Source organism: uncultured Nostoc sp. (genome assembly GCF_964245445.1).
Classification (GTDB): domain Bacteria; phylum Cyanobacteriota; class Cyanobacteriia; order Cyanobacteriales; family Nostocaceae; genus Nostoc.
This window is the reverse complement of sequence record NZ_CAXTNE010000001.1, coordinates 81,870-93,235: the sequence shown is the minus strand read 5'-3', so window position 1 is coordinate 93,235 and position 11,366 is coordinate 81,870. Positions and strand designations below refer to the sequence as shown.

At 43.1% G+C, this 11,366-nt stretch carries 11 protein-coding genes; 6 read left to right on the top strand and 5 right to left on the bottom strand.

The genetic code is table 11. The features are described from left to right. The first annotated feature begins 91 nt into the window (after positions 1-91). From ACFE90_RS00425 to ACFE90_RS00400, 6 genes are all read left to right on the top strand, one after another. Positions 92-886 carry an MlaE family lipid ABC transporter permease subunit gene (locus ACFE90_RS00425; RefSeq protein WP_375496723.1) on the top strand — a complete coding sequence of 265 codons (795 nt, stop codon included), beginning with the start codon at positions 92-94 and terminating at the stop codon, positions 884-886. Positions 887-1,019: 133 nt separating this feature from the next. Next, a complete protein-coding gene (locus ACFE90_RS00420; RefSeq protein WP_375496721.1) occupies positions 1,020-1,406 on the top strand; it encodes a DUF3119 family protein in 387 nt (128 codons plus the stop codon). A gap of 134 nt (positions 1,407-1,540) precedes the next feature. Beyond that, a complete protein-coding gene (locus ACFE90_RS00415; RefSeq protein WP_375496719.1) occupies positions 1,541-2,806 on the top strand; it encodes a DUF3086 domain-containing protein in 1,266 nt (421 codons plus the stop codon). 85 nt (positions 2,807-2,891) lie between these two features. Next, positions 2,892-3,569 carry a glycerol-3-phosphate 1-O-acyltransferase PlsY gene (gene plsY, locus ACFE90_RS00410; RefSeq protein WP_375496717.1) on the top strand — a complete coding sequence of 226 codons (678 nt, stop codon included), beginning with the start codon at positions 2,892-2,894 and terminating at the stop codon, positions 3,567-3,569. Between the two features lie 484 nt (positions 3,570-4,053). Beyond that, the gene (locus ACFE90_RS00405; RefSeq protein WP_375496715.1) at positions 4,054-5,268 is read left to right on the top strand and encodes a lipid-A-disaccharide synthase-related protein; all 1,215 of its coding nucleotides are present in this window, start codon (positions 4,054-4,056) and stop codon (positions 5,266-5,268) included. 288 nt (positions 5,269-5,556) lie between these two features. Then, the gene (locus ACFE90_RS00400) at positions 5,557-7,296 is read left to right on the top strand and encodes an ABC transporter ATP-binding protein (RefSeq protein WP_375496713.1); all 1,740 of its coding nucleotides are present in this window, start codon (positions 5,557-5,559) and stop codon (positions 7,294-7,296) included. 2 nt (positions 7,297-7,298) lie between these two features. Here the strand turns inward: ACFE90_RS00400 and ACFE90_RS00395 are convergent, their stop codons facing one another. The 5 genes from ACFE90_RS00395 to ACFE90_RS00375 form a co-directional block, all read right to left on the bottom strand. Beyond that, positions 7,299-7,556, bottom strand: a complete 258-nt coding sequence (locus tag ACFE90_RS00395) for a hypothetical protein (protein ID WP_375496711.1) — start codon at positions 7,554-7,556, stop codon at positions 7,299-7,301. Between the two features lie 63 nt (positions 7,557-7,619). Further along, a complete protein-coding gene (locus tag ACFE90_RS00390; protein WP_375496709.1) occupies positions 7,620-7,859 on the bottom strand; it encodes a hypothetical protein in 240 nt (79 codons plus the stop codon). Between the two features lie 454 nt (positions 7,860-8,313). Beyond that, positions 8,314-8,886, bottom strand: a complete 573-nt coding sequence (locus ACFE90_RS00385; RefSeq protein WP_375496707.1) for a hypothetical protein — start codon at positions 8,884-8,886, stop codon at positions 8,314-8,316. 124 nt (positions 8,887-9,010) lie between these two features. Beyond that, positions 9,011-10,633: a hypothetical protein gene (locus ACFE90_RS00380; RefSeq protein ID WP_375496705.1), complete on the bottom strand. Its 1,623-nt coding sequence runs from the start codon at positions 10,631-10,633 to the stop codon at positions 9,011-9,013. Further along, positions 10,630-11,334: a hypothetical protein gene (locus ACFE90_RS00375; RefSeq protein ID WP_375496703.1), complete on the bottom strand. Its 705-nt coding sequence runs from the start codon at positions 11,332-11,334 to the stop codon at positions 10,630-10,632. The genes ACFE90_RS00380 and ACFE90_RS00375 overlap by 4 nt, the downstream gene beginning before the upstream one ends. Positions 11,335-11,366: the final 32 nt, after the last annotated feature.

Below are 11,366 nucleotides of genomic sequence, written 5' to 3'. Positions count from 1 at the left end.
CCCCGGCTCCCTGCCCCTCTGCCTCTTCCCCATTCCCTATCCCAATAACTTCCGCTATTCTTAAGGCAGTCACCGAGTTAGCTACAGAACATTGAACCAGACTACATCCAAATCCAGTTTAGGAGAATGGAGTCAGCGTCTGCTGGCGGCGATTTTTCTAGGTGGGCAAGTACTAGTTCACCTATTGAGAGGCAAAATCCATCGGCGCAACACCTTGCAACAAATGGCAGCAGTTGGGCCGGATTCCTTATTTATTGCGTTATTGACGGCTATTTTCGTCGGCGCGGTGTTTACCATTCAGGTGGCGCGGGAATTTATCAACTTTGGCGCAGGAAACATTATCGGCGGAGTACTTTCTGTCGCGTTGACACGAGAACTTTCTCCTGTATTGACAGCAGTGATTTTAGCTGGGCGAGTCGGTTCTGCCTTTGCAGCCGAAATCGGTACCATGCGAGTCACAGAACAAATCGATGCCATGTTGATGTTGAAAACAGATCCAATCGATTACCTAGTTATTCCCCGCGTCCTTGCTTGCTGTTTAATGCTACCAATTTTAACCCTCCTGTCTTTGGTAACAGGGATGTTCGGAGGATTAATAATTGCGACAAATCTCTACAACCTCTCTGATACGGCATTCCTAGACTCAGCCCGTAACTTTCTTGATATCTGGGATATTTTTAGCGCCATGATTAAGGCGTGTTGCTTTGGCATTTTAATCGCCGTAATTGGTTGCAGTTGGGGGTTGACGACAACAGGAGGAGCCAAAGGTGTAGGACAGTCAACCACAACTGCTGTTGTGACTGCCTTGCTAATTATATTTGTTAGCAACTTTTTTCTTTCTTGGTTAATGTTTCAGGGGACTGGCAGTGCATTCATAGGGCTGTAAAAGTGAGGAGTGAGGAGTTATCAGTTATAAGTTAAAACTCCTAACTCTTAACTTCTAACTTCTAACTCCTGACTCCTGACTCCTAAAATAAATAGGAGAGAGATGCCTAATAAATAAAGCAGGATTTAAGACTGTGAACAGTTCATTTGCTCCTAACTCCACATCAACAGTGGAACTCAAGCCTAGTTACAATATACCTATAGTGTTGGTGATTGCCACTATTCCACTACTGTTGGTACAACCGTGGGTAGGCTCCGTTTTTACGCTGTTTGGTTTGTTTCTCATGTTTCAGGCGTTAACGCTGCGTTTGCAATTTACCACCACCGATTTAGATATTTACAGAGGCGAAAAATTAATTCGGCGCTTTCCCTACCAGGAATGGCAAAACTGGCGGATATTCTGGAATGGAGTCCCCATTTTGTTTTACTTTAAAGAAATTAAAAGTATTCACTTTTTGCCGATTTTATTTGATCCCAATACCTTGAAAACTTGCTTAGAACAACGTTGTCCGCGTATTTAGTCCTGAGTTTGATCTGTGCTGAGTCGTTTCGCTCTAGACTCATAACTCAGCACTCATAAATCAGGATTATGGCAGCTCAATTGTAATATTTCTGAAAACTATTTATTCGCGTCATAGGAATTACACTATTGTTTATGAACTCAGAGGCATCTCAAACCCCAGAACCAATTGATGAGCGGTTGGCTGAAAAACAAGAACAGAACAATGCAGAACATCCACTCAATCAATCTGTTGAGTCAGTGGGAGAAACAGGAGCCATTAGCTCATCAGAGGACTACACAACTTTTGAGCCACTCATCTCTAATGCAGAAGTGGTAGATTCTACAGTAGAGCTAACAGAAAATTCAAATGGCGAGTTTGTAGCGCAGTCGGAACCGGAAAATACCGCACTGGGATCAGAAAACCATTCATTATATGCAGAAGCAGAGCAGCGAGTTGCAGAGTTGCAGAGCGCTGAAGCTGCTCTCAAAGAAGAAATAGCCAAGCTGCAAGCTTTTTATAAAAATCTTCAGGCACAAGTGGGTGAAACTCAGACATCGCTGGGACGACTTGTGCAAGAGTCGTTGGTGCAGTTAGAACAACGCAAACAAACTTTGCAAATTTCTGTAGAACAACTAGAACGCCGTCAAGAACGTATCCGCAACGAGATGCGAACCACTTTTGCTGGTACATCCCAAGACTTGGCTATTCGGGTGCAGGGTTTTAAAGACTATCTCACTGGTAGCTTACAGGATTTGGCCGTTGCCGCCGAGCAGTTGCAACTGACGCCAAGTGTGGTGGAACGAGAAAAACCATCTGTAAAAGAAAAAGAGGCTAAACCAGTTGAAACACAACCTGGAATACCACAATTTGCCCAACAGCAGTTTCAAGATACTACTAAGCAAATTCGCCGCCTAATTGACCAATACCGCAATAAACCAGATTACTATGGACCAGCCTGGCAACTACGCCGTACCTTTGAACCAATCCACGCAGAACGAGTTTCTAACTGGTTTTTTACCCAAGGGGGACGGGGTGGTTTGCGGACAATGGGTAGCCGCTTACAAAATATTTTGATTGCCTCAGCTGCAATTTCGATATTACACAAGCTGTATGGCGATCGCGTCCGTACTTTAGTCTTAGCTAATACACCAGAGAGATTGGGTGAATGGCGGCGCGGCTTGCAAGACTGTCTAGGAATCGGTCGCCCAGATTTCGGCCCAGACCGGGGCGTGGTATTATTTGAAGCGTCTGATGCTCTGGCTCAGAAAGCAGACCGATTGACGAAAGCCAATCAACTGCCCTTAATTATCATTGATGATTCAGAGGAGCAAATTAGTCTGTCACTGCTGCAATTTCCTTTGTGGTTAGCTTTTGCTCCTGACCCCAAAACCGTGAGAAACTATGATGATGACTTTTAAATGAGTCATTAGTCATTAGTCATTAGTCATTGGTCAAGAGTAATACCTCTTGACTTTTTTGAATTTTGAATGCGTGAATTTTATTATGGCTATTTGGTTAACTCTGTGCGGGGCAATTGTAGTTATAGCTTACCTATTGGGTTCTTTTCCCACTGGGTATATTGCTGTGAAACAGTTAAAAGGTATTGATATTCGGCAAGTTGGTTCAGGTTCCACTGGAGCAACTAATGTACTAAGAACCTTGGGCAAAGGGCCAGGAGCATTCGTTTTAGTACTTGATGCCTTAAAGGGAGTATTAGCGATCGCTCTAGTCTACTGGTTATTCAATTTTAACCCGATTCAAAATTATATCCCCCTAACGGTAGATGCACAAGTGTGGCAACCGTGGTTAATAACAATAGCTGGGTTAGCTGCCATCCTGGGACATAGTAAATCAATTTTTTTGGGCTTTACTGGTGGTAAATCCGTTGCTATCAGCTTGGGGATTTTGTTGGCTATGAGTTGGCAGATAGGTTTAGCAACAGCAGGTGTGTTTGCCATCGTCGTGGCGATATCGCGGATTGTCTCTTTGAGTTCAATTGCAAGTGCGATCGCTGTTTCCATTTTCATGGTAATTTTGCATCAACCACTACCATATATTCTGTTTGGAATTGCCGGTGGATTATATGTAATTTTGCGCCATCGCCCTAATATTGAACGGCTGCTTGCGGGAACAGAACCAAAAATTGGGCAAAATGTAGCGACACCAGAACAAACTACATAATGAGTTTTTGCTACATACCTTGCCCCAAGCGATGCCCTAAGCTTGCCTTTGAGTAAGCGTGGTATCATCTTCTGGAGTTTAGACTAAGTAGCAAGATTCAATCTGATATCAACCTTTGAGGACTTTGCCGTCTAACCCAACAGTTTATCCAGTATTTAGTTGTATATTAAAAAATTTGATCGGACACACGGAATAATTTTTGTAATCTACCTGTAATAAAGCACGACGCACTGCGTCTATTTGCGATCGCAGGATAATTAAGAAAAGCCTGAAACAACCTCAGGATTGCCAAACAGCTTTCGATAGTAGCCATCTGCTAACGGATTTTTTCAAAATACTTCCGTCTGCATTCATCTGCATTTCATCCTCAACCATTCTTTCTGGTTGACAGACAACTATCTCAGTCCCTTTCACTTTCTTGACCTACTCACCCAATGTAGGTAAAAAATATCACAAAGCATTTTAGCCAAATCCAAAACCCAAGATGTCTTCTAAGCGAATCTTGTTTATCAGTAACGGCCACGGAGAGGACAACCACACCTCTCATGTTATTCAGACTTTACGCCAATTGTGTCCTTCTATCGAGATGGCAGCAATGCCGATTGTAGGGGAAGGAAAAGCTTACCGCAGCTTGGACATTCCCATTATTGGCCCCACACAAACAATGCCCTCTGGAGGATTCTTCTACATGAAGCGCCTCTATTTGCTCAAAGATTTTCAATCGGGATTGATTGGGTTAACGTGGCGACAATTACAAGCGGTGTTGCAGTATGCTCCCAACTGCGATTTGATTATGGCTACTGGGGATTTTGTCTCCCAGACATTTGCTTACTTAACAAAGCGCCCCTTCGTCTCATTTATCTCTTGTCTTTCTGCCCTCTATGAAGGTCGATTGCCTATCAATCCTCTACTGTGGCATGATCTGAATTCTTCTCGATGTCTAGCAGTTTTCACCAGAGATTCCTATACGGCTTCTGACCTCCAACGGCAAGGTATAGCTAAAGCTCGGTTTGGTGGTATTCCGGCTTTAGATCGCCTCGTTCCTGCTGGCAAAGACTTGCACCTGAAACTGGACATTCCTACGATCGCTCTTTTGCCAGGGTCACGGATGCCAGAAGCGGCCCGAAATTTCTGTTTGCAGTTGCAACTGGTGATAGAAATTGCCAAGGTGATGCCTGAGTCACGATTCCAGTTTCGCGCCGCCTTGGTACCAAATTTGATGGGGCAATTAGACGAGATTGCTAAAAGTCAAGGTTGGCAACTGACTCAAGGCGTACTTACCTATTCTCCTCCAGGAAGTTCTGCTGAAAAATCACCACTTGTGGAAGTCAGATGTTACTCAGATGCCTTCAATGATATTGTATATTACTCTAACCTCGTCATTGGCATGGCAGGGTTGGCAGTGGATTTAGCGGTGGCGATCGGCAAACCAATTATCCAAATTCCCGGAGAAGGGCCTCAATTTACTTATCAATTCGCAGAGGCGCAAACGCGGCTATTGGGCATTTCTGCCCAAACTATCGGCACTGGGCCAACAACCCCAGAGACTCTAAAACAAGCGGCCCGACGCGTGGTCGAGACTTTACAAGATGCAGACTATCTCGCTAAGTGTCAACAAAATGGCCCTGAGCGATTTGGTCCGCCCGGTGCATCTGAGAGAATAGCCCGCTTTCTGCTAACCTCTTTAGGAGAAACTTAGTAGAAATTGCGTCAGGAGGCAGAAGGCAGGCGGCAGAGGGCAGGAGGCAGGAGGTAAACCCTATCAATAAATCTAAGCTAAGAATTTCAATAAGGACGCAGTATTTCTTGTGGCGCTTTCCACGACGCTCCTACGTCGCTAACGCTGCGCTATCGAAATAGATATTTTCTTCTTTTTTCATAAATAAATTTACTTGCTCTAAAAGAAAGTAGCAAAAGGTAAAAAATATATTTTCTTCCCCCTGCCCCCTGCCTTTTTCCGGTAAGGATAACAATAAAGAATTGAACTATGAAAGTCCGCTCTAGCTACTGGCAACTGTTACCTTATCTGTGGCCCCAATGGCCGCTGTTAATTCGGGGATTCGCTTGTATTTTAGGATTTGTATTGCTCACTCTAGCAATACCCTACCTAGCAGGTCAGGTCGCTTTTTTTGTTGGTCAGGGAAATGTTAACCAAATTGCCTACTGGCTTGGAGTAGCTACTTTGGTATTCTTGGTTCGAGGGCTTTGTCAATACGGGCAGAATGTCTTTATGATCGCTGCCGCTCTGAATATGGTTTTGAATTTGCGTAAGCGGGTTTACGCTCACCTGCACAAACTCGGATTGGATTACTTTGAAACCACACAGACGGGTGATTTGACTTATCGGCTGACTGAAGATATTGATCGCGTAGGCGAGATTGTAGACAAGTTATCCCATCAGTTTCTTTCCAATCTCTTGCAGTTAATTGCGATTCCCATTTACATGCTCTATCTGAATTGGCCACTTACCCTTGCGGGTTTGATTTTGGCTCCTTTGATGGCTTGGTTGATTGGGCTATTTGGTCAGCGATTACTCTTGCTATCTCGCCAGAGTCAAAATCAAGTTTCCAATTTGTCGGCTCTGTTAACTGAAGTATTTAGCGGAATTCGCGTCGTTCAAGCTTTTGCAGCACAAGGGTATGAAGTCAAGCGATTCAATCAGGAAGCAGAACGTAATCGCCAAACTAAGTATCGCGCTCAACAACTCAAATCTCTTCAGTTTCCCGTTGTTGGTTTTTTGGAAGCAGTTAGCATTATGCTGCTGTTTCTCTTGGGAGGATGGCAGATTTCTCAGAATCAGCTGACATCTCAAGGCTTTATAAGTTTCTTAGCTGCTGTGGCATTACTGATTCAGCCAATCGACTTGATGATTAGCAATTACAACGAGTACAAACAGACCGAAGCTTCCGTCGAACGCATCTTTGAATTGATGGCGAAGCAGCCTAGTTTAATTGAAAAATCCAATGCTAAGGAACTGCCACGAATTGCTGGCAAAGTAGAGTATCGTCATGTCAATTTCGCTTACAATCCCGACGAGCCAGTCCTCAAGGATCTTTGTCTGCACGCTTCTCCTGGTAATGTCATTGCCTTGGTTGGTTCTTCTGGAGCAGGCAAATCGACTTTAATTAACCTTTTACTTCGTTTTTATGACCCCCAGGTGGGTAAAATTCTGATTGATGATATTGATATCCGCGATGTCACAATTACGAGCTTGCGCCGTCAAATTGGCATTGTTCCCCAAGACATTACACTTTTTTCGGGAACGATCGCCCAAAATATTGGTTATGGTCAAGAAGAATTAAATTTGCCAGCAATTGAGGAAGCAGCAAAGATTGCCAACGCTCACTCGTTCATCACCCAGTTTTCCCAAGGTTACCATAGCTGGGTTGGCGAGCGCGGAGTTAACCTATCTGGAGGACAGCGCCAAAGATTAGCGATTGCTAGAGCGATCGTCAACGATCCTCGAATTCTCATCTTGGATGAAGCTACTTCTGCCTTAGATTCGGAGTCAGAAGCACTAGTTCAAGAAGCGATCAAGCGAGTCATGCAAAACCGTACCGTGTTTGTTATCGCCCATCGCTTGAGCAGCGTTCGTAGGGCTGATTGCATTCTTGTACTAGAACAAGGACATTTGGTTGAAGCTGGTACTCACACCTCCCTGCTGTCTCAGGAAGGACGCTATGCCCGTTTTTATGCTCAACAGTTTTACTCTACAGATGAGGATTAAGCTTATGAATTAACCTTACTTTTAATTAAACGGTGGAAAAGGCGGCAAGGCCATAAAAAAGCTCCACATATACTTACTGAGGCGATCGCAGCCACAACTCGCAAAGTCGAACTAGATTCAGTGGCAGAATCTGAAGAGTGAGCTTGTGTGTTTTTAGCTAATTCTGGCACTGAATGAGATAGCTGACTGGCTGTAGTCACCCCTTCAATCGCTGCTCCAATTAGATAAGCTACTAGGGCAACTACTAGCCAGTTATTCATAATATTCAACTGTTTGAACTCTGAGCGTATGCTTGGCAGTGAGGAATTATTTGATTTATCGTACTAATGATTACCACCTTGACCGAAGGATAATCGACCTTCAGCCGTATCACGAATTAGGGGCAGTTTAGATGTTATGTAAGTATTAAGGCTGCTATCTGCCTGGGCATCAATAACCTGCTTTGCCTTTAACTGCTGGAGAAGCACTTGTACTAAAGCAGCATCGTCAAACTGGAGCAGGGTGCTGACCTGGGTAGACTCGATTACAGCCCAAAGCTGTTGCATCATTTTGGCAGTGACCATGAGTCTGTAACCTCTTAAGCTTTTCTTTATATTTACACAGATTTGGAATTTGTAGTTAGTTTTTATCTGAAGATTTATAAAGATATAGCCTGAAAATGGCTGAGTAAGTTAAATCAGTTGAGTTATAGCGTTTTTCAATTGATTGAACTACAGTAATGCATACACACTAGCCTAACCTTGCTCTATAAACAAAGAGAACTGTCCAAAGACTTAGATCCTCTCTAACCCAATGCGGTTTAGATAAGCCTTTTTTCTCTTCCTTGCATCAATACTATTCGGTTAAAGAATTTTTTAGTTGAGGCCGGCAAGAGAAAGAGGTCATTTCTCCAAGCTTTTAGCTCCCTTCTCCCTCCCTCAACAAAAAGCGCTGAAGCCCCTACATACTTAGGCTTCAGCGCTTTTTGTGGAAGAAAACTTCACTTGTCTTTCGCTGTCGAATACTTTTGCTAAAAATTTATTGTGGAACTCTAGCACAAGCTCCTTCTTGACCAGAAGGATCGGCAAAAACTGCTAAAGTGTGATACTCAGGGTTATCTGTTTTATATATCACTCGAAAAGTATACAACCTATTTCTACCTTGTCCTTCGGTAACAACTGTTAAAAGTGTATTGCTAGTAGGAGGAAGCCCAGGAATATTCAGTTTTTGAATTCGTCTGAGTTGAATTACATTCGCTGAGGAGTTTTTACAATCTCCTGCACTACTATTAGAGTCTTGGCCAAACTGCATACATACTGGCCCATCAAAGTCTATAGTTACCTCTGATGGATCGTTTAACCAAACTTTTTTAATTACTTCTCCAGCCTGAATAAAGCTTAAGTTTGTTCCTTGTTGATACCAAACGTCAATCGTAGGTATTGCTCCCCCTAAACCCTGTGCTTGACATGAAAATATGGAACGCAGAACAGCGTTATTAGCAACAGCGCGACCTACCAACAAGAACATAGCAACCGAGAAAATTAAGGAAGCTATAGGTAGGAAATAAGAATTACCTGGGGTATTTCCTGACAAGTTAGGATTACTTTTCATGGTTGCAAATGGGAAGATTGGTAGATATAACAAGAGAATATGGAAAAGATAAAAAGAAAACTAATTACCAATTACCATTACCCAATCAAAAATCTAAAATTGGTATAAATCCTACCTTATAAAACTAGATTGGTTGATTAACGTATAGTTCAACATTTGTACCGGCTTTCATAAACCAAATATTAGTTGGTTGTGCCATTTGGGCGATCGCCTGTTGATTTCGTTGGGCAATTTGGGGTACTACAGAGTTCATACCACCTTCCAGAACCGCAGCTCCAAGGTTGCGCCTGTTCTCAGTGACAGTCGCATAACCAGTGATGACACCGGGGTTGTTGCCGTTACCACCGTTGTTGTTTTCGCTTGGAGTACCATCGCTATTGAGGACGCTGTTGCTATATAAAGGCAGAAGTTTGGTATCAGGGCGATTTACTAACTCTGCCGCTTTACCAATACCTCCCAAAACAAATAGTCCTGCATCCATTGATGCTATAGATGAACTTTGACCAGGATATTTATTTGCTACTAAAGGTTTACCTTGAGTACCGCGAATAATAATTGCTTTGTCGGGTAAGCTTTGTTCGGTAGGGTTGCCATTATTTTGTGAGATAAGTTTAGTTACGTTCATCTGCATAAGACCTTGTTCGTTAATCGAACTAATTTCAGCTAAAAACTCGGTGTTTGCAGGTATAACGGTAGTACCATCCTTAGATTTTAGTGCTTCTTGCGATTTGATCACGAATACGTTTTTCGCTGCGCCTCCTTCATCACCACCGCCTGATCTAGTAGTAGTTTCCCCAAATATCGCTGTTGCTAACACAGCTTTAGCACTAGTCCCTACTGCTAAAGATTTCTGTCCCACGGGTTGCGCTTGACTCACCTCAGGAGCAGGAGTTTCCGGTGGTGGTGTCTGTTGTTGCTGCGGCTGCGGATTGTTTGCAGGTTCAGGAGCTGCTGCTATGTTATTAGATTGATTCGTAGCATCTAGTTGACCGTAGCTACCTAACTTTGCTAATCTTTTCCACTCTTGCAATGGGGTTGGTGGAGATGGTGGAGTTATATTGACTACAGTCTGAGGTTGAGTGTTTGGCGTCACAACTGGTAGTTGGGGTGATCGCACAGGTTGAGAAGCAGGTACTTTAACGATGCGCTCAACTGTCACTCTCTGAGGTACATAAGCTGTTGGTGGGGGTGTTGGGATCACTCTTTCTGTACCTCTGGAAGATACTGACGGTTCTTTTAAGACTACTGTCGGCGTTGATTTGGCAGTTCTGAGCTGTTGTTGGGCGGCTTTCACCATCTCTGCTTGTTCAGTCAGAGCTAATTTCGTTTTCAGAGTATCTACTTCGCCTGCTAGTTGTTGAGAGGTAGATTCATCAGTTGGCTGCTCACGCACTTGTGGAGGAACAATAGTTTTTGGCTTGGGATTGCTACTCATTAACTGCGACAAAAACACACCACCCACCAAAACGATCGCAAAGGTGGCGGCTCCTACCAAGCCTAATTTTGCAAAGGGATTAGATGAGAGGGGTTGCTTTGTCTGAACTTCTTGTGGTTGAGAGAGCGATTCTTGTGGCGTTGCAGAGTCTTCTGATTCTTGGGTATCGGGAGAAGATTCTTCTTCAAAGCCGACTAACCTTGACATCCGCGATTCCCAATCAAAAGATTCTACATCTTGTTGGTGAGCATCGGAGGTTAGAGTAAATTCATTTTGAGCAGGTGTTTCCGCAGGAGTTGAGTATTTAGTCATCGTAAAGTTTGATTAGGATTTCCAGAACAATTTTTCTCTTTGATATCACATACATTATAAATTTCTAGTCTGGCTTCACCAAGGCGGTAAGCTGCAAATTGCAATGGTAGTGCTGCATTTGGCAGGGAAGTTGCGGGTTGATCTATTGCTCTAACTAAAATTTGTTTATTAAACGAAGTTGATTTTCCTAACCTATCATAACCGCTAAAAACTAGTTGATTCGCAAACATTTCCACTTTCCACTGTCCATTACCTATTTCTGTAGGTTGAGATATTTTTTGGATTACTAATACATTCTCTGCTCCCCTATTAACATTTTCAAATTGGCTATCTGGATTTAAATTGGTAATTTCTGACTTAAGTTTTTGTTTAAAATTATCAGCTACCAGTTGAGAGGTAATTTCCCAGACTTGCGTCGGCGGCTGTTGATCTGACCAAGTAAGCATTAAGCTCATAGTTTCACCTACAAACCGCCGAATAGCCTCTGGCTGTCGCTCTAAATTTAGTTCGGGGTCTACGGTTATAGCGCGACCATCAACAAGCTGCACTAAACTTTGAGGTGTGAGTTGCCGACCTAACTGCTGTAACATAGACCCGTGAAATAGTAGTAAAAGCAAGGTTAATACATGTAACCCAAATGTTCCTACTGCTAACAGTGGCAATGGGTTATTTTTCCTATTTTCTGGTTTGAGTATTTGCATTAATTTAATATTTATACTATTGATATTTATAT

Bases quoted from the DNA above. Each gene is read 5' to 3' on its own strand.
- ACFE90_RS00390 (WP_375496709.1), bottom strand. From the start codon at position 7,859: ATGGTCACTGCCAAAATGATGCAACAGCTTTGGGCTGTAATCGAGTCT.
- ACFE90_RS00375 (WP_375496703.1), bottom strand. From the start codon at position 11,334: ATGCAAATACTCAAACCAGAAAATAGGAAAAATAACCCATTGCCACTG.
- ACFE90_RS00385 (WP_375496707.1), bottom strand. From the start codon at position 8,886: ATGAAAAGTAATCCTAACTTGTCAGGAAATACCCCAGGTAATTCTTAT.
- plsY (WP_375496717.1), top strand. From the start codon at position 2,892: ATGGCTATTTGGTTAACTCTGTGCGGGGCAATTGTAGTTATAGCTTAC.
- ACFE90_RS00400 (WP_375496713.1), top strand. From the start codon at position 5,557: ATGAAAGTCCGCTCTAGCTACTGGCAACTGTTACCTTATCTGTGGCCC.
- ACFE90_RS00415 (WP_375496719.1), top strand. From the start codon at position 1,541: ATGAACTCAGAGGCATCTCAAACCCCAGAACCAATTGATGAGCGGTTG.
- ACFE90_RS00395 (WP_375496711.1), bottom strand. From the start codon at position 7,556: ATGAATAACTGGCTAGTAGTTGCCCTAGTAGCTTATCTAATTGGAGCA.
- ACFE90_RS00380 (WP_375496705.1), bottom strand. From the start codon at position 10,633: ATGACTAAATACTCAACTCCTGCGGAAACACCTGCTCAAAATGAATTT.
- ACFE90_RS00405 (WP_375496715.1), top strand. From the start codon at position 4,054: ATGTCTTCTAAGCGAATCTTGTTTATCAGTAACGGCCACGGAGAGGAC.